At 68.2% G+C, this 22,531-nt stretch carries 21 protein-coding genes; 15 read left to right on the top strand and 6 right to left on the bottom strand.

Annotation, left to right across the window (positions count from 1 at the left end):
* Positions 1-3: 3 nt before the first annotated feature.
* The 6 genes from cyoB (at position 4) to DM450_RS19045 (ending at position 4,726) form a co-directional block, all read left to right on the top strand.
* On the top strand, positions 4-2,001 hold the full coding sequence (gene cyoB / locus DM450_RS19070) for a cytochrome o ubiquinol oxidase subunit I (protein WP_142638276.1): 1,998 nt from the start codon (positions 4-6) through the stop codon (positions 1,999-2,001).
* Between the two features lie 2 nt (positions 2,002-2,003).
* Positions 2,004-2,627 (top strand): cytochrome o ubiquinol oxidase subunit III, encoded by a 624-nt coding sequence (gene cyoC / locus DM450_RS19065; RefSeq protein WP_142638274.1) that lies wholly within the window; start codon positions 2,004-2,006, stop codon positions 2,625-2,627.
* Positions 2,624-3,010 (top strand): cytochrome o ubiquinol oxidase subunit IV, encoded by a 387-nt coding sequence (cyoD, locus tag DM450_RS19060; RefSeq protein WP_142638272.1) that lies wholly within the window; start codon positions 2,624-2,626, stop codon positions 3,008-3,010. The genes cyoC and cyoD overlap by 4 nt, the downstream gene beginning before the upstream one ends.
* A gap of 17 nt (positions 3,011-3,027) precedes the next feature.
* Positions 3,028-3,774, top strand: a complete 747-nt coding sequence (locus DM450_RS19055; RefSeq protein WP_142638270.1) for an SURF1 family protein — start codon at positions 3,028-3,030, stop codon at positions 3,772-3,774.
* Between the two features lie 38 nt (positions 3,775-3,812).
* The gene (locus tag DM450_RS19050; RefSeq protein WP_312846184.1) at positions 3,813-4,022 is read left to right on the top strand and encodes a helix-turn-helix transcriptional regulator; all 210 of its coding nucleotides are present in this window, start codon (positions 3,813-3,815) and stop codon (positions 4,020-4,022) included.
* A gap of 71 nt (positions 4,023-4,093) precedes the next feature.
* Positions 4,094-4,726, top strand: coding sequence for a flavin reductase family protein (locus tag DM450_RS19045; RefSeq protein WP_142638268.1), 633 nt, complete (start codon positions 4,094-4,096; stop codon positions 4,724-4,726).
* A gap of 97 nt (positions 4,727-4,823) precedes the next feature.
* Here the strand turns inward: DM450_RS19045 and DM450_RS19040 are convergent, their stop codons facing one another.
* Positions 4,824-6,263, bottom strand: coding sequence for an NAD-dependent succinate-semialdehyde dehydrogenase (locus tag DM450_RS19040; protein WP_142638266.1), 1,440 nt, complete (start codon positions 6,261-6,263; stop codon positions 4,824-4,826).
* 165 nt (positions 6,264-6,428) lie between these two features.
* Entirely contained in the window at positions 6,429-7,463 is a 1,035-nt protein-coding gene (locus DM450_RS19035; protein ID WP_142638264.1) for a CDP-alcohol phosphatidyltransferase family protein, read from the bottom strand.
* Between the two features lie 134 nt (positions 7,464-7,597).
* Between DM450_RS19035 and DM450_RS19030 the strand changes: the two genes are divergently transcribed.
* The gene (locus DM450_RS19030) at positions 7,598-8,512 is read left to right on the top strand and encodes a CDP-alcohol phosphatidyltransferase family protein (protein WP_142638262.1); all 915 of its coding nucleotides are present in this window, start codon (positions 7,598-7,600) and stop codon (positions 8,510-8,512) included.
* On the opposite strand, the gene DM450_RS19025 is transcribed toward DM450_RS19030, so the two are convergent.
* Positions 8,482-9,612 carry a glycosyltransferase family 4 protein gene (locus DM450_RS19025; protein ID WP_142638260.1) on the bottom strand — a complete coding sequence of 377 codons (1,131 nt, stop codon included), beginning with the start codon at positions 9,610-9,612 and terminating at the stop codon, positions 8,482-8,484. The two genes, DM450_RS19030 and DM450_RS19025, sit on opposite strands and share 31 nt — an antisense overlap.
* A 495-nt stretch (positions 9,613-10,107) precedes the next feature.
* On the opposite strand from DM450_RS19025, the gene DM450_RS19020 reads away from it, so the two are divergent.
* From DM450_RS19020 to DM450_RS18985, 8 genes are read left to right on the top strand one after another with little or no spacing between them, the layout of a single operon-like run.
* Entirely contained in the window at positions 10,108-11,208 is a 1,101-nt protein-coding gene (locus DM450_RS19020; RefSeq protein ID WP_142638258.1) for an inositol-3-phosphate synthase, read from the top strand.
* Positions 11,205-12,047, top strand: a complete 843-nt coding sequence (locus DM450_RS19015; RefSeq protein WP_142638256.1) for an NTP transferase domain-containing protein — start codon at positions 11,205-11,207, stop codon at positions 12,045-12,047. The genes DM450_RS19020 and DM450_RS19015 overlap by 4 nt, the downstream gene beginning before the upstream one ends.
* 7 nt (positions 12,048-12,054) lie before the next feature.
* Entirely contained in the window at positions 12,055-13,275 is a 1,221-nt protein-coding gene (locus DM450_RS19010) for a glycosyltransferase (RefSeq protein WP_142638254.1), read from the top strand.
* A 7-nt stretch (positions 13,276-13,282) separates the two neighbouring features.
* A complete protein-coding gene (locus DM450_RS19005) occupies positions 13,283-14,458 on the top strand; it encodes a hypothetical protein (RefSeq protein ID WP_260610563.1) in 1,176 nt (391 codons plus the stop codon).
* Entirely contained in the window at positions 14,458-15,279 is an 822-nt protein-coding gene (locus tag DM450_RS19000; protein ID WP_142638252.1) for an ABC transporter permease, read from the top strand. Before DM450_RS19005 ends, DM450_RS19000 begins: the two co-directional genes overlap by 1 nt.
* Positions 15,276-16,745: an ABC transporter ATP-binding protein gene (locus DM450_RS26485; RefSeq protein WP_142638250.1), complete on the top strand. Its 1,470-nt coding sequence runs from the start codon at positions 15,276-15,278 to the stop codon at positions 16,743-16,745. The genes DM450_RS19000 and DM450_RS26485 overlap by 4 nt, the downstream gene beginning before the upstream one ends.
* Positions 16,742-18,049, top strand: a complete 1,308-nt coding sequence (locus DM450_RS18990; protein WP_142638248.1) for a glycosyltransferase family 4 protein — start codon at positions 16,742-16,744, stop codon at positions 18,047-18,049. Before DM450_RS26485 ends, DM450_RS18990 begins: the two co-directional genes overlap by 4 nt.
* Positions 18,046-19,260, top strand: coding sequence for a polysaccharide biosynthesis/export family protein (locus DM450_RS18985; RefSeq protein ID WP_142638246.1), 1,215 nt, complete (start codon positions 18,046-18,048; stop codon positions 19,258-19,260). The genes DM450_RS18990 and DM450_RS18985 overlap by 4 nt, the downstream gene beginning before the upstream one ends.
* A 42-nt stretch (positions 19,261-19,302) precedes the next feature.
* Here the strand turns inward: DM450_RS18985 and DM450_RS18980 are convergent, their stop codons facing one another.
* The 3 genes from DM450_RS18980 to DM450_RS18970 are packed head-to-tail and all read right to left on the bottom strand — an operon-like array spanning position 19,303 to position 22,522.
* Positions 19,303-20,031, bottom strand: coding sequence for a GntR family transcriptional regulator (locus tag DM450_RS18980; RefSeq protein ID WP_142638244.1), 729 nt, complete (start codon positions 20,029-20,031; stop codon positions 19,303-19,305).
* A gap of 6 nt (positions 20,032-20,037) precedes the next feature.
* Entirely contained in the window at positions 20,038-20,928 is an 891-nt protein-coding gene (locus DM450_RS18975) for an N-acetylmuramic acid 6-phosphate etherase (protein ID WP_185928824.1), read from the bottom strand.
* 28 nt (positions 20,929-20,956) lie between these two features.
* Positions 20,957-22,522: a sodium:solute symporter gene (locus tag DM450_RS18970; RefSeq protein WP_142638242.1), complete on the bottom strand. Its 1,566-nt coding sequence runs from the start codon at positions 22,520-22,522 to the stop codon at positions 20,957-20,959.
* Positions 22,523-22,531: the final 9 nt, after the last annotated feature.

Here is a 22,531-nt window from a genome sequence, read left to right as displayed (position 1 = left end):
ATCATGACAGACACGTTAGCAAAAACCGTGTTCGGACGCCTGAGTTGGGAGTCCCTACCATTTCACGAGCCGATATTGCTCGGCACCTTCATCGTCGTTGTCCTGCTCGGGCTTGGCGTGGTCGGGGCGGTCACCCGCTTCGGGCTGTGGGGCTATCTCTGGAAGGAGTGGTTCACCAGCGTCGATCACAAGAAGATCGGCATCATGTACATTATCCTGGGCATCATCATGCTGCTGCGCGGCTTTGCCGACGCGCTGATGATGCGCCTGCAGCAGGCGATCGCCTTCGGCTCCAACCCCGGCTACCTGCCGCCGTCGCACTACGACCAGATCTTCACCGCGCACGGCACGATCATGATCTTCTTCGTGGCGATCCCGCTGGTGGTGGGCCTGATCAACTTCGTGATGCCGCTGCAGATCGGCGCGCGCGACGTGGCCTTCCCGTTCCTCAACAACCTCAGCTTCTGGCTGACGGTCTCGGGCGCGGTGCTGACCATGATCTCGCTGTTCGTCGGCGAGTTCGCGCGTACCGGCTGGCTGTCCTACGCACCGCTGGCGGAACTGGCCTATAGCCCCGATACCGGCGTCGACTACTACTTGTGGTCGCTGCAGATCGCGGGCGTGGGTACCACGCTGTCGGCGATCAACATGGTCGCCACCATCGTCAAGATGCGCGCCCCCGGCATGACCATGATGAAGATGCCCGTCTTCACCTGGACGGCGCTGTGCTCCAACGTGCTGGCCATCGCCATCTTCCCCGCGCTTACCGCCGCCTTCTTCCTGCTGATGCTCGACCGCTACGTCGGCACCCACTTCTTCACCAACGAACTCGGCGGCGCGCCGATGATGTACTGGAATATGGTGTGGATCTGGGGTCACCCGGAAGTCTACGTCCTGATCCTGCCCGCCTTCGGCATCTATTCGGAAATCACCTCCACCTTCACGGGCAAGCGCCTGTTCGGCTACAACTCGATGGTCTACGCGACCGTCGTCATCACCATCCTGTCCTACCTCGTCTGGCTGCACCACTTCTTCACGATGGGTGCCGGTCCCTCGGTCAACAGCTTCTTCGGCATCGCCACGATGGTGATCGCCATCCCCACCGGCGCTAAGGTCTTCAACTGGCTGTTCACCATGTACAAGGGTGACATCCGCTACGACGTGCCGATGATGTGGGTGGTCGCCTTCATGATCACCTTCGTGGTCGGCGGCATGACCGGCGTGCTCCTCGCCATTCCGCCGGCGGACTTCGTGCTTCACAACTCGCTGTTCCTGGTTGCCCACTTCCACAACACCATCATCGGCGGCGTCGTCTTCGGTCTCTTCGCCGGCATGGTCTACTGGTTCCCCAAGGCTTTCGGCTTCAAGCTCGACCCGTGGTGGGGCAAGGTCGGCTTCTGGGGCTGGGTGATCGGCTACTGGCTGGCCTGGACGCCGATCTACATCGTCGGCCTGATGGGCAACACGCGCCGCGTCAACCACTTCGACGATCCCAGCATCCAGCCCTACTTCATCGTGGCGCTGATCGGTGCCGTGGTCATCCTGATCGGCGTGCTGGGCTTCGTGATGAGCATCGTCATGGGCTTCGTGAAGCGCAAGCAGCTGGCCGATACCACGGGCGATCCGTGGAACGGCCGCACGCTCGAATGGTCGACCAGCTCGCCGCCGCCGGCCTACAACTTCGCGGTGACGCCGGTGGTCCACGACCTCGACGCCTGGCACGACATGAAGACGCGCGGCTATCGCCGTCCGGCTTCGGGCTTCCAGCCGATCCACATGCCCAAGAACACCGCGGCCGGGATCATCCTGGCGGGCCTTGCCACCGTGCTCGGCTTCGCGATGATCTGGTACATCTGGTGGCTCGCCGCGCTCGCCTTCGCAGGCCTGCTCGTCACCGCCATCGGCCACACCTTCAACTTCAAGCGCGACTACTACATCCCCCAGGATGAAGTCGCCCGAACCGAAGCCAAGCGGCCGCTGCCGCTGGGCGCGGGAGCCTGACCATGACGCAGCATGTGATGATCGCCCGCGAGGAGCCAGTCGTCTGGCACCTCGCGGAAGAGGAACACCCCGCCAGCCCCACCGGGCTCGGCTTCTGGATCTACCTGATGAGCGACGCGCTCATCTTCGCCTCGCTCTTCGCCATGTTCGGCGTGGTGAGCACCGCCTTCGCGGGCGGCCCCGGACCACGGCAGATCTTCGATCTGCCGCTGGTCGCGCTCAACACCGCGTTCCTGCTCGCCTCGTCGATCACCTTCGGCCAGGCGATCCCGCACATGGAAGCGGGCCGGGTGGGGCCGACGCGCTTCTGGCTGGCCATCACCGGCCTGCTCGGCGCGGCCTTCGTGGGCGTCGAACTCTACGAGTTCTCGCATATGATCGCCGAAGGCGCGGGTCCGGACCGCAGCGCGTTCCTGTCCTCGTTCTTCGCGCTGGTGGGCACCCACGGGGCCCACGTCACCGTCGGCCTGATCTGGATCGCCACGCTGCTGATCCAGCTTGGCTCGCAGGGCCTGAGCGAGGCGATGAAGCGCCGCGTGATGTGCCTTTCGATGTTCTGGCACTTCCTCGACATCATCTGGATCGGGGTCTTCACCTTCGTCTACCTGTATGGAGTGATCCGTTGAGCACCTCCTCGCACCCTGTCGCCCATGGTCACGCCGGTGACCATGGCAGCTCTCACGGCAGCCGGGCGGCCTATCGCGCCGGCTCCATCCTCTCGATCCTGCTGACGGCGATCCCGTTCCTGCTGGTGATGACCAACGTGCTGCCCGACCGGGGCATCATCGCGCCGATCATCTTCGCGCTCGGGTTCATCCAGATCGTTGTCCACGTGCTCTGCTTCCTCCACCTCGACACCCGTTCGGAAGGTGGCTGGACGCTGCTGGCGTTCCTGTTCACGACGATCATCGTCGTGCTGACGATCGCCGGTTCGATCTGGGTCATGTATCACCTCAACGCCAACATGATGCCGATGCCGGGCGGTCCGATGGACGGCTCGGTGCACTGAGCCAAGTGGATTAGGCCATGCAGCGAACATCGAACGCCAAGCGGATCGTGATGCTTGCCATTTCCCTGTTCGCTGCCGCTGCCTTTGCGGCGCTCGGGGTCTGGCAGCTCGAGCGCCGCGTCTGGAAGCTGGCCCTGATCGAGGCGGTGGAAAGCCGCATCCACGCAGAGCCGGCCCCGCCGCCGCCCCCTTCCGCGTGGGGCGGCGTCTCGGCGGCAAAGGACCAGTACCGCCGCGTCGTGGCCACCGGCCACTTCCTCAATGCCCGCGAGACTTTGGTCCGGACCGCCACCGAGTTCGGCCCCGGCTACTGGGTGATGACCCCGCTGGAACAGGCCGACGGCACCCTGATCCTCGTCAATCGCGGCTTCGTGCCCGAACGCCTGGCCCCGCGCAGCGCCCGCCCGCAGAGCCTGCCCACCGGCACGGTCCGGGTCACCGGCCTGCTGCGCATGAGCGAGCCAGAAGGCCGTTTCCTGCGCGCCAACCGGCCGGACCAGGACCGCTGGTACGCGCGCGACGTTGCCGCCATCGCCCGGGCGCGCGGCCTCCCCGCCATGGCCCCCTATTTCATCGACGCCGAGGCAGCTCCTGTTTTGGCCCCTGGCGCCAGCGCCTGGCCGCGCGGCGGGCTCACCATCGTCGCCTTCCCCAACAACCACCTGACTTACGCCGCCACCTGGTTCGCCCTCTGCCTGCTGAGCCTGTTCGGTTTCGCGATGTTCTGGCGGCAGGGCACGGACACCCAGACCGCAGACGCCTGACACGGCGCCCGCCGCCGTCCATTCATCCGGGAGAGGCCATGATGCACAACCGACTGCGAGAATTGCGCAGCCAGCACGGCCTGACCCAGGCCGCGCTGGCCAGCCAGGTCGGCGCCTCGCGCCAGACCATCAACCTCATCGAGAACGCCCGCCACGACCCCTCGCTGTCCCTGGCCTTCGCGATCGCCCGCCTGTTCGGTCTGCCGATCGAGACGATCTTTTTCGAAGCCACGCCAAGACCGGGCTGACTTGCCGAAGGCCGCCGGGGGGATCATAGCAGGCCGCACTCCTCCCCCCTCTGCGCAGGAAAGCACTCCCGATGGATGACAGCCGCTGGCATTTCTACGAGCCCGAGCAGGGCCACGGCCTCGCCCACGATCCCTTCAACGCGATCATCGGCCCGCGGCCGATCGGCTGGATCTCGTCACTCTCGGCCGGCGGCGTGCCCAACCTTGCCCCCTACAGCTTCTTCAACGCCTTCAACTATCATCCGCCGATCATCGGTTTCGCCTCGATCGGCTGGAAGGACACGGTCGCCAACATCGCCGCGACCGGTGCCTTTGCATGGAACCTCGCCACGCGCACACTGGCCGAGCCGATGAACCGCAGCTGCGCCCCCCTGCCCCCCGAGCGCGACGAATTCGCCTTCGCCGGACTGACCAGCGCGCCCAGCCGGCTGATCGCGGCCCCGCGGGTTGCCGAAAGCCCGGTCTCGTTCGAATGCATGCTCACGCAAATGGTCCAGCTCGAAGGCCGGGACGGCAGCACGGTGCAGACCTGGCTGGTGCTCGGCGAAGTGGTGGGGGTCCATATCGACCGCGCGCTGCTGGAGGACGGCGTCTACCAGACCGCCCGCGCCGAGCCGATCCTGCGCGCCGGCGGCCCCACCAGCTATTTCGCGATCAGCCCCGAGAACGAATTCCACATGAGGCGGCCGACCGCGACCGCCTGAAGCGGGCAAGGACCGCCTCGGGCCGCATGTCCCCAAGGCCCGCGCTGCCCCCGCGCCGCCTACGGGGGCAGCGTGGGCGGCGCGGGAACAGGGCCGATCAGACGTTGGCGACGGCCACCGCCCTCGTGTTGAGGTAGTTGTCGAGCGCTTCCGGCCCGCCCTCGGTGCCGTAGCCCGAATCCTTGATGCCGCCGAACGGCAGTTCGGCCGAGGACGCCGCGGGCATGTTGACCCACAGCATGCCCACTTCCACGCGCCGCGTCAGCAGGTCGGCATGGGCCAGCGAACGGGTGAAGGCATAACCGGCCAGCCCGAAGGACAGGCGGTTGGCCTCGGCGATCGCTTCCTCCAGCCTGTCGAAACCGCGAATGCCCGCAACCGGCCCGAACGGCTCGTCATTGAACAGCCGCGCATCGAGCGGCACGTCGGACAGCACGGTCGGCTGCCAGAAGTTGCCGCTCTCGCCGATCCGCGCACCGCCGGCCAGCACCCGCGCGCCGCGCGCGACGGCATCCTGCTGGAACTCGGCCATGGCGGCGAGACGGCGCTCGTTGGCGAGCGGGCCCATCTGCGTGCCCTCGTCGAGCCCGTCACCCACGACGATGCCCCGCGCCACTTCGGCCATGGCCTCGGCAAAATGGTCCTTCACGCTGTTATGCACGAGGAAACGCGTGGGCGAGATGCAGACCTGCCCGGCATTGCGGAACTTGGCGCGCCCGGCGGTGCGCACGGCCAGGTCGACATCGGCATCCTCGCAGACGATCACCGGGGCATGACCGCCCAGTTCCATCGACACCCGCTTCATGTGCCTGCCCGCCTGACCGGCCAGCAGCTTGCCCACCGGCGTGGAGCCGGTGAAGGTGATCTTGCGGATCACCGGGCTGGCGATCAGGTACTCGGAGATCCCGGCGGGATCGCCGTAGACGAGGTTGAGCACGCCTTCGGGCAGGCCCGCCTCCTCGAACGCGCGGATCAGCGCGGCGGGGCTGGCGGGGGTTTCCTCCGGCGCCTTGACGATCATCGAGCAGCCCGCGGCAAGCCCGGCGCCGATCTTGCGCACCACCTGGTTGATCGGGAAGTTCCACGGCGTGAAGGCCGCGACCGGGCCGACGGGATCCTTGATGACCATCTGGCGCACGGTGATGTCGCTGCGATGCGGAACCAGACGGCCGTAGACGCGGAAGCCCTCTTCGGCGAACCATTCGATGATGTCCGCCGCCGCCATCGCCTCGCTGCGCGCCTCGATCCGCGGTTTGCCCTGTTCCTGGGTCATCACCGCGGCAATCGTGTCGGCACGCTCGCGCATCAGCGCGGCGGCCTTGCGCAGGATCACGCTGCGCCGGGCGGGCGTATAGTCGCGCCAGACCTCGAAACCGCGCGCCGCCGCGTCCAGCGCCAGGTCGAGATCGGCACGCCCGGCATGGGCGACCCGGCCGATCTCCTGCCCGGTGGCCGGGTTCCGAACCGCCAGCGTCCGGCCATCGGCGGCATCGCGCCATGCACCGTTGATGAAGAGCTGGGTATCCGGATAGGCCATTCGTGAACTCCTTTGCACGCGGCCGGCAGCGTGCTGCGGCGCCGGCAGGCGGGCGCCCCATATCGGGGGCCACGCCGCGCCCTGCAACCCGTGCGCAGCGCTTTTTGCCGGTGCGACGAATGCGCCCGCACGTGCGGAATTTTCACGGCACGGTGCCGCCCCGCATCAGGCCGCTTTCCGGGTCGCGCCGAGCACCGTCAGCGTATAGGCCAGCCACAGGGCGGTGCAGACGGCAAAACCGACAAGGGCATGCGGCGCCAGACCGCACAGGATCAGCACGGCGGCAAGGGCGGCAAAGAAGTCGCGCATGGTCAGCCAGGTCAGCCATTGCATCAGCCGCGAGGGCTTGCGCGCGGCATGGTGCTTGACCGCATCGAACGTGAAGGCACCGCCCTGCCGGGCCGAACGCATGCCGATGGCGGCCAGCCCGCTCGCCAGCATGACGAGGCCCGCCGCGCCCGCCATCGCCGCGCCGGAATGCCCCGCCAATGCCAGATTGGCCGTCACGCCGCCGATGAAGGCAAGGTTTGTCGCCGCATCGATCAGGCTGTCGATCATCGCCCCTCGCGGCGAGGTCTGGAACGTGGCGCGGGCGATCTCGCCATCGACGCCGTCGAAGATCGAGGCCGCCTGGAACAGCAGCGCCCCGGCCATGAGCCCGCTCTCCCCGCCCAGCAGCAGGCATGCCGCCATCGCAAGCCCCAGCAGCGCCGTGCCGACACTGGCATGGTTCGGGGTGATCCCGGGGATTTTCAGGAGCTGGCGGGAGATGGCCTGCGATACCGGGCGGTTGAGATGGCGCGACACGATACCGTCGCCGGGTTTTGCCGTGGCGGCGAGCAGCGCCGCACCCGCCGCCCGCAAGGCCGCGAGCGGCTGCGCGGCGCCGCGCGGTGCCGCCGGCATGTCGATGCGCGCGGCGGCAAGCACCAGCGCCACCCCGTCGAGCACCGGGGCACCGCCTTGCGGCTGCCCGCCCTCCTGCGCGGTGCGGCACACTGCCCCGGGCACAAGCCGCGCCCATTGCGCCCGGCAATGGGCGCTCGGCTCCCATGGCTCGGGCGTCACAAAGATGCACGCGGCGCCGTCCCCACGATCCCCGGCCAGCGCCTGGACCGCCGCGCGGACCGCGGCAGGAATGCCGGCCACGAGACAGGCCGCCGCCCGCGCGGAGGGGAAGGCGATCACAAGGCTTTGCACGATGAGGGACTCCGGATTTCGGGGGAACACTTGGCGCCGGGCAGGAGCGCCGTATAAGGCGGCGGAACAGGCTCCGCCGGAACAGGCAACGCCGGATATGGCCAGCCGCAGGCGGCGACCAACGAACAGGAACGATGAGCGCAGATCTTCGCCAATCGCATGGAGCGCCCGCTTCGCGCCAGCGCCCTCCGGCCCGCCCGCGCGAGCTTCAGGACGGGCTCAACCACCGGCTTTACCACCCGCTGGCCTGGCGGCTCGCGGTGCAGCTCTCGGCAACGCCGGTGACACCCAACGCGGTCTCGGTCGCGGGCGCGCTGCTCGTCGTCATGGCCGGGCTTGCCTATGTCGGCCTGCCCTGGCCGGTCGGGGCTCTGGCCGGCCTCTGCCTGCACATGAGCTGGCACGTGTTCGACGGCACCGACGGCGATCTCGCGCGCCTGACCGGCCGCAGCAGCCCCTCCGGTGAACTGGTCGATGGCATCTGCGACTATGCCAGCCACATCGTGCTCTACCTGCTGCTCGGCTTCCAGCTGCAACAGAGCCTCGGCGCGATTGCCTGGCTGCCGACCCTCGGCGCGGGACTGAGCCGCGTGGTCCAGGCGAACTGGTACGAAACCCGGCGCCGCCAATACCAGTGGTGGGCATACGGCGTGCCATGGCTGCGCCAGACGCAGGACCAGCGCGGACCGCGCGCATCCTGGCTCGGCGCCGCCTACCTGAAACTTGCCCAGCGCACCGGGCCGAGGAGCGAGGCGCTCGATGCGGCGATTGCCGGGGCCGCCGACGACGCGCAGGCGCTGGTCCGCGTGCGGCAGGCGGTACGGGACGCCAGCAAGGCCCTGCTGCCGCCGAGCCCGCTGCTGGGCGCCAATTACCGGACCATCGGGCTGGGGCTCTCGATGCTGGCGGGCTCGCCGCTCTGGTACTTCCTTTATGAAGCGGCCGCGCTCAACCTGCTGCTGCTCGCATCGATCCTGCGCGCGGCGCGCGGCGAGCGCGCGGTTTCGCTCGGCCTCGCTCATGCGCCGGCCCCCAGCACCCGGCGGTAGACCGCAAGGTTGGCTTCGGCAAACCGCCGCCAGCTGAGTTCGCGCGCCCGCGCCAGGCCGCGTTGCCGCATGGCTCCGGCCAGCCCGGCATCGTCGACGACGCGCCGCAACTGGGCGGCGATGGCGCCTGGATCGTACGGGCTGGCAAGCAGCGCCGCGCCCGCGGTCACTTCCGGCATCGCCGAGACGTCGCTGGTCACCACCGGGCAGCCGCAGGCCATGGCCTCGGCCAGCGGATTGCCGAAACCTTCGCAGAACGAGGGGTGCAGCAGCGCCGCGGCGGAGGAATAGAGCGCCAGCAGGTCCTCGAAGGCCACCCCCGCCAGCACCTGCACGCGCCCGCCGACCCCCAGCTGCTCCGCCAACGCCAGAAGCGCGCTGGCGCCCCGGCCCATGCGCTGGACCAGCACGAGATCGACATCGCTACGCCCTGCAAACGCCTGCGCAAATGCCCGCAGCGCCCCGTCGTGGTTCTTGTAGGGCGCATATTGGCCAACCGTCAGGACATGGCGCCGCCCCGCCGCCAGCCCCAGCGCGGCGAGCCTGCCCTCCATGCCGCCGACCGGCGCAAAGCGCGGCGAAACCCCCGACAGGGTGACCGACGTGCGCGCCGCCGCTGACGGCGCCAGTGCCGCGATCGCGCCCGCGCTGGCGGCGCTGACCGTCGCCACCGCCACCGCGTCCCGCAGCGCCCGGCGGATGCCGTGCCGGTAGAACGCACGGTCGATCAGCCCCCGCACACCCGAGCGGCACCATGACGGGTGGGTCAGCCACATCACGTCGTGAACGGTCACGACACAGGGCACGGGAAGCCCCGCGGGCATGATGTTGGCCGGTGCATGGAACAGATCGACACCCTTGAGGTCGACGACATGGCGCAGCCACCACATCGTTGCCGGCCCGTTCGCGGCATGGGGCACGATCACTTCGGCAACGTTCGGCGCGGTACTGAGCGGCGTATTGCGCCGGGCGCTGCGCAGCAGCAGGAAGCGCAGGTCGGGGGCAAGCACGGGCACCCAGTCCACCAGCCCTTGCACGACCTCGCCGATCCCGCTCGGGCGAGCGCCGATATAGCGGCAGTCGATGCAGATGGTGGTCATGGAGCGCCGGGCCTTCGAAGGGCAACCGCGAGAGCGCGGCGAGAAGCGATTTCGCCGCCTTGATGGCAGCAGGATCAGGCCGCTGCAAGCAAGCGCATCACAAAAACATCACCGGAAATTAAATTCAAGGCTGTCCGGCAACGGCTCCGTCATCCCCTCGAAACCCCGCCGGAAGCATTGCAACACAATACCGACAATTACCCTAATCCGGGCCGACAAGAGACGAACCGATGAAACACTATCGAAACACGCACGTGAACTGACGCCCTCATCCCTCAGGGCAGGATCACGGCAGGAAACGGCAAGCATGTTCATCGCGCCTCTTCTGGATGGCCATCACGCCGATCGCGAGCGGTGCCCGGGGCGTTTCCCCCTCGTCTTCGCGAATCACGACCCTAAAATTACGTGCACTATTCAGACATCTGCCATTCCAATTTGAATCAGACGTCAACCCATACAGAATTCACATTGATATGATCTGGAGTTAAGCCTGCAATGACAGCAATCAAGGTCGCGGTAATCGGTGTAGGCAATTGCGCCAGTTCGCTGATTCAGGGTGTGGCCCATTATGCAGCCACCGGATCGAGCAGCGGCCTGATCCATGAACGCATCGGCGGCTACGGCGCGGCGGACGTCGAGTTCGTCATGGCAGTGGACATCGATGCCCGCAAGGTCGGCCTGGACCTTGCCGATGCCATCTTCGCGGCCCCGAACAACACCACCGTGTTCCACCGGGACGTGCCCGCGACCGGGGTGACGGTCATGAAGGGCGTGGCACTGGACGGTGTCGCGCGCCACATGACCACGGCCGGGCCGCGCGGCTTCATCGTCTCGGACGCCGCGGAACCCGACCAGGCCGCCGTCGTCGCGGCGCTGCGCGCCTCGGGCGCCGATATCCTGATCAACTTCCTCCCGGTCGGCTCGCAGAAGGCCAGTGAATTCTACATGGAATGCGCACTCGAGGCCGGGCTCGGCGTCGTCAACTGCATTCCCGTCTTCATTGCCAGCGACCCGGTATGGGAAGCGCGCTTCCGCGAACGCGGCCTGCCCATCGTCGGCGACGACATCAAGGCCCAGGTCGGCGCCACCATCGTCCACCGTACGCTTTCGAGCCTGTTCACCGCGCGGGGCGTGACCACCGAGCGCACGTACCAGCTCAATACCGGCGGCAATACCGACTTCATGAACATGCTCGACAGAGAACGCCTGTCGAGCAAGAAGGAATCGAAGACAGAAGCCGTACAGGCAGCGCTGGCGCATAGGCTTGCTGACGAGAATATCCTTATCGGCCCGTCGGAATACGTTCCCTGGCAGAAGGACAACAAGATCTGCTTCCTGCGCATGGAAGGCGTGCAGTGGGGCGACGTGCCGATGCACCTGGAACTGCGCCTCTCGGTCGAGGACAGCCCGAATGCCGCGGCCTGCGTGATGGACGCGATCCGCTGCTGCAAGCTGGCGCTCGAACGCGGCGAGAGCGGCGCGCTGATCGCCCCCTCGGCCAGCTTCTGCAAGCATCCGCCGCAGCAGTTCGCCGACGAGACGGCGATGCGCCTGCTCGACAGCTATCTCGACGAAGAGCTGCGGGCCGCCGAATGACCCTCGGCGCGCCCCGCCCCCCGAGGGACGCGCTGATCCTCGCGGCCGGTTACGGCAGCAGGCTGCGCCAGCTGGGTTCCTCCAAGCCGCTGACGCCGGTAGCCGGCATCCCGCTCATCGAACTGGGCATGCGGCAGGCGGCTGCGGCCGGGGTGGCACGCGTGGTCGTGGCGACCGGCCACGAAGCGGACCGCCTCGAGGCCGCGCTTTCCGCCATCGCCGCGCGCGCGGGCGTCCTGCTGGATGTCCGCCGCGTGGGGGACTGGTCGCGTCCCAACGGATGGTCGGTCCTGGCGGGCGCCGCTGCCATCGAAGGCGATTACCTGTTGATGATGGCCGACCACATCTTCTCCGCGCCGATCCTTGCCGGGCTGGCACGGACCGGCAGGCGCGAGCACGGGGTGACGCTGGCGATCGACCGCCGCACCGACAGCCCCATGGTCGATCCCGAGGATGCCACCTGGGTGCGCCTCGGCCAGGACGACAGGATCGCCCGCATCGGCAAGACGATCGCCGACTACGATGCCGTCGATTGCGGCGCCTTCCTCGCGACGCCGGAACTGGCCGAAGCCATCGGCGCGGCGATCGCCGCCGGGCGGGCGGGCAGCCTGTCGGACGGCATGCAGGTGCTGGCCGACCGGGGCCGCGCCGCCACCATGGACATCGGCTCCGCCTGGTGGATCGACGTCGACGATGCCGCCATGCACGCCCTTGCCGAAAGCATGGTGGCGCGCGAACTTCCCGGGATCTACGCAAGGGCTGGCGCGCGCGGCCCCGCCATGGCCGCAGCCGGCCTGACAACAGCCGGAATGGCCGCTCCCTCGCAGGCAGGCGCCTGATCCGGCGATGACCGAGGACCGCCCCCTGCTGCTCGACGTCACGCGGCTGATCGCGCGCAGCTGGTCGCGCCGCTTGCCGACCGGGATCGACCGCGTCGGCCAGGCCTACCTGCGACGCTTTGCCCTGCGCGCGCAGGCCGTCGTCCAGCACCGAGGCGTCGTGCGGGTGCTGGACCGGCCCCATTCGCGCGAGCTGTTCGACCTCCTGCTGGGCAGCGACGCCGGTTTTCGCCGCCGCATGACCGCCTTCGCGCCCCGCGCGCTGGGCTGGAGTTGGGGTTGGGGCCGGACACCGCGCCCCGCCCACGGCACGATCTACCTCAACGTCAACCACACCGACTTCGACCTTGCCAGCCACCAGCGCTGGACCCGCTCGGCCGGGCTGCGCAGCGCCTATCTGCTGCACGACCTGATCCCGCTGACTCACGCGGACCATTGCCGCCCCCATGCCGTCCGCCGCCACCGGGGGCGGGTCCTGGGGGCGCTGCGGCACGGCACGGGCATTGTCGTGAGCACCGCGGCGGTTGCGCGGGACCTGCGGGACTTTGCCCGCCTCGAAGGACTGGAAGTGCCGCCGGTGCTGGTGGCGCCCATCGCCGGACAGCGCCTCGCCGCGCCTGCCTCCAGCGCGCCTTCCCCCAGCACGTCTCCCCATAGCGCTCTTCGCCGCCCGTTCTTCCTGTGCCTCGGCACCATCGAAAGCCGCAAGAACCACGGCTTTCTGCTCGATGTCTGGAGCATGCTCGTGCACAGGCTCGGCGAGCACGCCCCCGAACTGGTGATCGCGGGCCAGTGGGGCGCGGGCTCCGATCCGGTGCGCCGTCGCCTCGCTGGCCATCCGGCGCTGAACGGACGGGTGACCCTGCTCGAACGCTGCGGCGACGACGAGGTCGCGCGCCTGCTGGCCGCGGCCACCGCGCTGCTCCTGCCCACGCTCGCCGAAGGGTACGGCCTGCCGATGGTCGAGGCCTTGCAAGCGGGCACGCCGGTCATCGCCAGCGACCTGCCCTGCTTCCACGAAGTCGGCCAGGGCATCCCCACGCTCCTGCCGGTGAACGCCAGCCTGCACTGGGAAACCGCCATCGCCGGCTTTGCCCCCGGCACCCCCGAGCACGACCGCCAGCACGCCGCCATGGCGCGGTTCCGCCCCCCGACATGGGAGAGCCATTTCGACCGCGTCGAGACCTGGCTTTCCGCGCTAGGCACCGCCCCCGCGCACGCGGAGTGAAAGACGCATGGACACCCTGAGTTCGCACACCGCGTACGATCCCCTGCCCCCCCGTTCGACGATGAAGGATACCGCGCTGTCCCGCCTCCAGTCCGGCCTGAAAACACTCGGCCAACCGATCTTCCTGTGCACCGTCCTGATCCCGACGCTGCTGGCGATCCTCTATTTCGGCGTCTTCGCCAGCGACGTCTACATCTCGGAATCGCGCTTCGTGGTGCGCAGCGCCAACAAAAGCAGCATGTCCCCGCTCGGCCTCATGCTGGGCGGCAGCGGGCTCAGCGCGGCGAGCGAGGAGAGCAATGCCGTGCAGGAATACCTCGGCTCGCGCCTGGCCTTGCAGGAAGCGGACAGCGACGGCCTCCTGACCCGCGCCTATACCGCGCCCGCGATCTTCTGGCTCGACCGGTTCGGCTTCGGCGGCAAGCGTGACCGCGAGCACTTCTACGAATACTACCTGAAGCGCGTCAAAGTGGAGAACGAGACCACCACGCAAGTGGTCTACCTCACCGTGCGGGCCTACGATGCGAAGCAGGCGCACGCGATCAACGAACGCTTGCTGGAACGCTCCGAGGCACTGGTCAACCGCCTGTCGGACCGCGCGCGGGCGGATGCAGTCGCCGCCGCGAAGGCCGAAGCGGATGCGGCGCAGGAGCGCGCCCGCAGCGCCGCCCGCGCGCTGGCTGCCTATCGCAACGACGAGGGCGTGATCGACCCGGAAAAGGAAGCCGCGGTCCGCCTGCAGATGATCTCCAAGTTGCAGGACGAACTGCTCTCGGTGCGCACCCAGCTCAGCCAGTTGCAGAGCTACACCCCCGAGGCCTCGCAGATCCCCTACTTGCGCACGCAGGAACGCGCATTGCAGGCGGAGATCGACCAGCAGACCAGCGGCATCGCCGGCGGCCGCAAGTCGCTCTCGGCCACTGCCGCGCGCTATCAGGAACTGCAGCTCGACAGCGAGATCGCCGGCAAGCAGCTTGCCACCGCGCTCGCCTCGCTGCAGGACGCGCGCAACGACGCCAGCCGCAAGCGTGCCTATGTGCAGCGTATCGCCGATCCCAGCACGCCGGACTATGCCATGGAGCCGCGCCGCGTGATCGGCATCTTCGCGGCCCTGCTGCTCGGCCTGATCGCCTGGGGCGTGCTGTCGACGCTGCTGGTCGGCATTCGCGAGCACCGCGACTGATGGCGCGCGCAACCGACAGTGCCCCGCACACCCTGCCGCCCCCTTCGCTGCGCCAGAGCCTCAGCATCCAGCGGCGTGTCCTCGGCGCCCTGCTGATCCGCGAGATGCTGACCCGTTACGGGCGCCACAACATCGGGTTTCTCTGGCTTTTTGTCGAACCGATGATGTTCACGCTGGGTGTCACCGCGCTGTGGACCGCCACCAAGTCGGTCCACGGCAGCGACCTGCCGATCGTCGCCTTCGCGCTCACCGGCTATTCCAGCGTCCTGCTCTGGCGCAACATGCCGGGGCGCTGCATCGGCGCGCTGTGGAGCAACTTGTCCTTGCTCTACCACCGCAACATCCGCGTGTTCGACATCTATGCCGCCCGCGTCATCCTCGAATTCGGCGGGGCGACGATCTCGTTCGCCACGCTCAGCCTGCTGTTCATCTCGGTCGGCTGGCTCAAGCCGCCCGAGAACGTGCTGGAAGTGGCGGGCGGCTGGCTGCTGATCGCCTGGTTCGGCGGCGCGCTGGCCGTCACGCTGGGCGCGCTCTCGCACGAGAGCGAGCTGGTCGACAAGCTGTGGCACCCCTTCTCCTACCTGCTGTTCCCGATGTCCGGCGCCGCCTTCATGGTCGACGCCCTGCCCAAGATCGCGCAGGACTACGTGCTCTACATCCCGATGGTCCACGGCACCGAGATCGTGCGCGAGGGCTATTTCGGGACCCGCGCCCATGCCCATTACGATCTCGCCTACGTGATCCCCTTTAGCCTCGTGCTGACGCTCGCCGGACTCTTGGCGGTGCGCTGGGTCTCGGCCCGGGTGGTGCCCGAATGATCCGCCTCACCGACGTCCGCAAGGTCTACCGGACGCGCTTCGGGCACAATGTCGTGCTCGACGGGATCGGCCTTGAAATGCACATGGGCGAGCGGCTGGGCGTGCTCGGCCGCAACGGGGCGGGCAAGTCGACCATGATGCGCCTGATCAGCGGCGCCGAGCGGCCGACCTCCGGCCGCATCGAACGCACCATGTCGGTCTCCTGGCCGCTCGCTTTCGGCGGCGCGTTCCAGACGATGCTGACCGGGGTGGACAACATCCGCTTCATCAGCCGCATCTACGATCAGGACTTTGCCCGCAACCTCGCTTTCGTCGAGGAATTCTCGGAACTCGGCGCCTATCTGCGCGAGCCGGTGCGCACCTATTCCTCGGGCATGCGCGCGCGGCTGGCTTTCGCGATCTCGATGATCATCGAGTTCGACTGCTTCCTGATCGACGAGATCGGCGCCGTGGGCGACGCGCGTTTCCACGACCGCTGCAACCACGAACTGTTCGGCAAGCGCGGCGACCGGGCGATGGTGATCATCTCCCACGATGCCGCCTATGTGCGCGACCATTGCAACCGCTTTGCGGTGCTGCACCAGGGCCACCTCGCGCACTACGAGGACTTCGACGAGGCCTACGAGGACTTCCGCGAACACATCGGCCTCGGCAATCGCAAGGCCAGCCTATCGCTGCCCGGAAGCCACGGCATTGCCCCCGGTCGCAGCGCCCTGATCGAGGTGTCACAGCACCGGGCCCTGCAGGACGAGCGCTTCCGCGCGCTGGTCATGGAAGGGGACTGGCGCCGCGATGCCAGGGCCTGGGACGAGGCGGCCGGGCGTTATGCCGCCGCCCTTGCGCTCTATCCCTTCCAGCGCTCCTACTGGGTGCAGCACGGCCATGTCAGCAAGGAACAGGGCCTGTTCGAACGCGCCGAGATTTCCTACCGCACCGCCTGCGCGCTGGGCGAGCCGGTGCAGGACGTCGAAGAGCACCTCGCCTTCGTCATGGCGCAGCAGGGGCTGGACATCGATGCCGCGCCGCCCGGGCGCTACCGCAAGGGCGAGGTGGCGGGGCAGGCGCCGGGACAGGCGGACATCGACCTCCTTGCCCGCGCCGTGTGGCGCTGCGAGCCCCAGATCGGAATAAGCGACGGCGACCGCGCCCGGCTGCTGCGCACCCATGCCACCTGCGACGCGCTGCTGGCCGCGATGATCCGCGATTCCCGCGCCGTAGCCGCGAACTCCGGCACGCAGGGCGGCGCAGGCGCAGGCGCAGGCGCCAGCGGGGGCGAGGACTGGATCCGCGCGCTCTGCGCCGTCGCCTTCGCTCCCGCCGACCTGCCCCGCATGGTTGCCGCCGCGCAGGCGATCACCGGCATGGAGGATGCCTGGCGGCACCTCCTCGCCGCCGGTGGCTTCGCCGACTGGCCGCTGACCCAGGCGGCCCTGCAACAGGCGCAAACACCCGAGTTCAAGTCATGACCGCAAGCACCCGCACCATCCTCATCGACGGCTACAACCTCAGCCTCCAGAAAGGCACCGGGGTCGCCACCTATGCCCGCAACCTCAGCAAGGAGATCGGCCGCATCGGCCACGAGGTCGCCGTGCTCTACGGCAACCGCTCGAACATGTCCCCGGACCCGCTGCTGCGCGAGGTCTCGTTCTTCGATACCGACGCCCAGCGCCATCCCGGCACGTGGGGCAACGCGCTGGAGCAGTGCCTTTACGCCCTGCGCGGGCCGCTGGGGCAGACCGCGCGTGCGGTGCCGACCACCGGCAAGGTCGTCACCCGCACCTTTGCCTCCAGGCTTCCCCACTACGACCGGGTGTTCAACGCCCCCGACGTGTTCCGCCGCGCCCAGAGCGCCTTCAAGCTGTGGGGCAAGCTGTCGGCGATCAAACCGCCCGAAATGCCGGATCTCGCGCATTGGACCTACCCGATGCCGCTGCGACTGGCCGGGCGGCCCAACATCTACACGCTGCACGACATGGTGCCGCTGCGGCTGCCCTATACCACGCTCGACGACAAGCGCGCCTACCTCCGGCTGATCCGCAAGCTGGACCGCAGCGCCGACCATTTCGTCACGGTGTCCGAATGCTCCAGGCGGGACCTCGTCGAAGTGGCGGGCATTGCGCCGGAGCGGATCACCAATACCTACCAGTCGGTCGACATCCCCGCCGCGCTGCGCGACAAGCCGGAGGATCAGGTGGCCCGCGAGGTCGAGGGTTTTGCCGACCTCGGCTACCGCGACTATCTGCTGTTCTGGGGCTCGATCGAACCCAAGAAGAACATCGGCCGCCTGCTCGAAGCCTATCTCGCCAGCCAGGTCGACGTGCCGCTGCTGGTGATCGGCGCGCAGGCGTGGAAGTCGGATCAGGAACTCCAGGTCCTCAACCAGAAAGGCAAGCTGGGCGAAAAGGCACGCAAGCGCGTGGTGCAATTGCCCTATGTGCCCTTCCCCATGCTCATCACCCTGATCCGGGGCGCGCGCGGGGTGCTGTTCCCCTCGCTCTACGAAGGTTTCGGCCTGCCGGCGCTGGAGGCGATGCTGCTGGGCACGCCGGTGCTCTGCTCCGACACCGCCTCGCTGCCCGAGATCGCGGGCGATGCCGCCTTGATGGTCGACCCCTATGACACCGCCGCGATCTGCCAGGGCATCCGCACGCTTTGCGCCGATGCCGACTTGCGCGCGGAACTGAGCCGCAGGGGCCTCATCCAGGCGCGAAAATTCGCGCCCGAGGCCTATCGCGCCCGCCTTGACGAACTCTACCGGAGGTTCCTGTGACAGTCCCCGCCAGCCGCTGCCGCCGTGTGGCCCTGCTCCTGCGCCCCGCCGCCGTGGCGCTGGGCCTTGCCGCCTTGTCGGGCTGCGCCAGTTTCGGCAGTTCCGGCCCGTCCACCGGCGCGATTACGGAGGCTGGAAAGGCCGCGGGCAAGACCGCGCATGGCAAGACCGCTCAGGCCGACGCGGACATCCACGTCGTCGACCTCAGCGATGCCGTGATCGGGCGGGGGCGCGACTACGCGCAGTCGCGGCACTTCTCCGACCTGTTCGGCACGGGCACGCCGGTCGGCACGGTGATCGGGACCGGCGACGTGCTCGACATCGGCGTCTGGGAAGCACCGCCTGCGGTGCTGTTCGGCAGCGCCCGGGTCGAGACCGGCATGGCCGTTGCCCAGGGCGCGGCGATCCCCCAGCAGATGGTGGGCGAGGATGGCACCGTGACCATCCCCTTTGTCGGCCAGGTGCCGGTGCTCGGCCGCACGCCGGCCGAGGTGGAGCGCACCATCGCCGCGCGCCTCAAGGGGCGCGCCCACGATCCGCAGGTCGTCGTGCGCCTCGTCCAGAACGAGGCGCGGACGGTCACCGTGCTGGGCGAAGTCGGCGCCAGCCGGCGCGTACCGCTGACCGCGCGGGGCGAGCGCCTGCTCGACATCATCGCCAGCAGCGGCGGCCCGCGCCAGCCGGTCGGCAAGACCACCCTGCAGCTCGCCCGCGGCACCGCCGTGGCGCGCATGCCGCTGGACACCGTCGTGCGCGATCCCAAGCAGAACATCATCGTCCAGCCTGGCGACGTGCTGACCGTGATGTTCCAGCCCTACAGCTTCATCGCGCTGGGTGCGGTGAGCCGGAGCTCCGAAGTACCCTTCGAGGGCGGCGGCCTTTCGCTGGCGCAGGCGCTCGGCCGGGTCGGCGGGCTGATCGACCAGCAGGCCAATGTCCGCGGCGTCTTCGTGTTCCGTCTTGAAGACCCCGCCGCGCTCGCCCCGGCCATGGCCGAAACCGCCCGGCGCACGCGCGACGGCAAGGTCCCGGTGATCTACCGCCTCGACATGTCGCAAGCGCAGAGCCTGTTCCTGGCGCAGGACTTCACCATCGAGGATCGCGACGTGCTGTTTGTCTCGAATGCGCCGGCGGTCGACCTGCAGAAGTTCATCAACACGGTATCGAGCGCGGCGTTCTCGGTCGTCGCCGTCACCAATTCGGTCAACTGAGACCGGCGCGCGCCCGCCGGAAACCCCGGCGGGCGCGCGTTTTCACAGTTCCTTGAGGTCGGTCACGAACTCGTAGCGGTCGCCGCGATAGACCGAGCGGGTGAACTCGACGATGCGGCCATCGGGAATGCGGGTCGTGCGTTCGATGCGCAGGACTTCGGAATTCTGCTTCACGCAGAGGATGCCCGCCTCGGTCGGCGTCGCCAGCGAGGCGCGGACGCGCTGGGTTCCGGTCGTCGGACAGAAACCATGGGTCTCGAGCGCCTGGTAGAGCGAGTCCCCCAGGCTTTCGAGATCCGGCATGAACTCGGCCGGGATCACCGCATGCTCGATCGCCAGCGGTTCGCCGCCCGACAGGCGGACGCGGCCAAGCCGCGCCACCCGCGCCGTCACCGGCACGCCGAGCGCGGCGGCCTCTTCCTCGGTCGGCTGGGCATAGGACTTGTAGATCCACACGACGCCCGGATCCTCGCCGCGCAGTCGGGCATCGGTGCTGAAGCTGCTGAGACGCGCGCCGGGCGCCTCGATCCGCTTGGCAACGAACGTGCCCGACCCCTGCTTGCGGACCAGCACGCCTTCGCCGATCAGCTGTTCGATGCCCTTGCGTACCGTGACGCGCGAGAGGCCGGCCATCTCGCTCAGCTCGCGCTCGGATGGCACCGCGCTGCCCGGATCGATCGCCCCGCTGTTGATATGTTCACGCAGGCTGCGGGCGAGTTGCAGGTAGAGGGGCGTGCCCTCCTCGCTGCGGGTCCAGGCAATGTCACGCATCGTCGATCAGTCCCGCGTTTCGAGCACCTGCAGCACGTGCCGCAGATTGCCCTTGTGCACATCGAGCAGTGCCTTGCCTTCCGCCACCGGCACGCCCAGCGCGGCGATGACGCCGAGCCGGATGTCGTTGTCCGCCGCCGCCAGCGCACGCTCCGCGGCATCGGCCTCTACCCCGGCAATATCCTGGACCATGTTTCTGCCGCGTTGCAAGAGCTTCGCATTGGAAATCCGCATCGCCACCATGCGCCCCTGATAGACAAGGCCCAAGCGGATCATGATCGCGGTGGTCAAGAGGTTCAGCACCGCCTTCTGCGCGGTGCCCGCCTTCATGCGGGTGGACCCGCCGACAACCTCGCTGCCGGTCTTCACCAGCACCCCGTGCTCGGCGCTTTCGAGCAGCGCGGAACCCGGATTGTTGGCCACGCCGATCGTCAGCGCCCCGGCGGCGCGCGCCTGCTCGATGACGGCGAGGGTATAGGGCGTCCGGCCGCTCGCGGCGACGCCGATCACCACGTCGTCAGGGCCGATCGCGTCCTGTACGACGGCGGCCCGCCCGGCCTCGGCATCGTCCTCGGCCCCTTCGACCGCCTCGGTCAGCGCGCCCGCGCCCCCGGCCATGAGGAACACCAGCCGCTCCGGCCCCCAGCTGTAGGTCGGGTAGAGTTCGGTGCCGTCCTGCACCGCCAGCCGGCCGGAGGTGCCGGCCCCTGCAAAGACCAGTCGCCCGGTGTCCCCGAGCCGCGCCGCGGCGGCGTCGGCCGCAGCGGCAATGGCGGCCGTCTGCGACTGGACGGCGGCGATGGCGGCCAGTTGCCCTTCCAGCATAGCCTCCACCGCCAGTTCGGTCGGCCAGAGGTCGAGATCGAGATAACGGGCGTCGAGCGCTTCAGTATTCATGATATCCTTGTTCCCGATTTCGGGATCGTCATTCGGCCGGAGCCATGAGTTTGCCCGATCCGGCAGGCACCGCGCAAACGACGAATGCGACAAGCGTGCCGATGCAAAGCTGGAACGGGAACGAAAGTTTGCTCAGCATGGCCGGCATGCCGATGGCATGGGCGATGCCCGGCTGAAGCAACAGGATGGTGGCAAAGCCGATCAGGAGCGAGGCGATGACCGAACCCGTCGTCCCCCGCCCGGTGAACAGGGCGGTGAAATAGACGCCCAGCAGGCCCGCATAGGTGAAGACCATGACCTGCAGCGCGAACTCCAGCAGCCCCATGTCGGTATAGCGCTGCCAGTAGAACGAGACGACCGCCATGACGAACATCGCCGCGCCGATCACGCCCATGCCCACCCGGCCGGCGGAAACGAAGTGATGCTCGGGCGCGGCAGCGCCGCGCTTCTCGCGCCAGGGACGGTAGAAGTCCTGCACCAGCACCGAGGACATGGCGTTGAGCGCCGAATTGGTAGTGGCCACTGCCGCCGCGCAGATGCCCACGGTGACAAGACCGCGCAGCCCCCCGGGAAGCTGAGTGAGGATGTAGTGCATGAAGATGCTGATCTTCTCGCCGCCGAACTGGTTTCCGGCGGCTGCCGTCGCCCCGCCCATCAGGTCGGGCCGGTCGTAGAAGACATGGAGCAGCAGGCCGATAACGATGAACATGCCCACCACCGGCACGGTCGCGAAGACCGAAAGATAGAGGCCGCGCGCACCGGTCTTGGCGTCCTTGCAGGCGAGCAGGCGCTGGGTGGTGTCCTGGTCCATGCCGGAATTGGCGATGTAGAGCAGCGAGAGCCCCAGCACGATCGCCAGCACCGAGAACGGGTGCGAGGTGTCGAGCGAGAAGTCGAGGATCTTGAGCTTGTTCACGCCCTCGGGCGTATGGGCAAGGCCCTGGATGATCTCGCCGGTCGAGGCGGGGATCGAAAGCCGCAGGAACACCAGCACCGCGATCGCCGAGCCCAGGTAGACCACGAACTGGATCAGGTCGTTCCACAGCACCGACTTGAGGCCGCCGACAAAGGTGAACAGCACGCTCGCCACGATCAGCAGCGCCGCGGCAATCATGATGCCCTGCGCCTCGACCGTGCCGGTGATCACCATGGCCAGCGCGATGGCGGCCAGATAGACCCGCGCGCCGCCCGCAAAGACGCGGCCGATCAGGAACATGCCGCCCGCCCAGCGCGTCGCCTTCTCGCTGAAGCGCAGGGTCAGCAGTTCGTAGGCGGTGGTCGCCTTGATCGCGTAGAAGCGCGGGATCATCACCTTGGCGACAAAGATCGCGCCGATCAGTCCGCCGATATTGCCGCTGAGATAGGTAAGGTCGCCGTGATAACCGTAGTCCGGCCCGCCCAGGAACGTCGCGGCCGACTGCGTGGCCGAGAGCACCGAAACCGCCGCCAGCCAGGCGGGGACGCTGCCGCCTGCCAGGAAGTAGTCATGCGCGGACTCGGTCTTGCGCGGCGTGAAGATCCAGCCTCCCGCGAGCAGCAGCAGCAGATAGCCGGCGATCACCAGCCAGTCCGCCGTCGTGAAAGGCAACATCATCGAACTCGT

Source organism: Sphingomonas sp. IC081 (assembly GCF_006874585.1).
Lineage (GTDB): Bacteria > Pseudomonadota > Alphaproteobacteria > Sphingomonadales > Sphingomonadaceae > Novosphingobium.
Note: the sequence above shows the minus strand (reverse complement) of the source record. Positions and strands in the feature narration are given on the sequence as shown.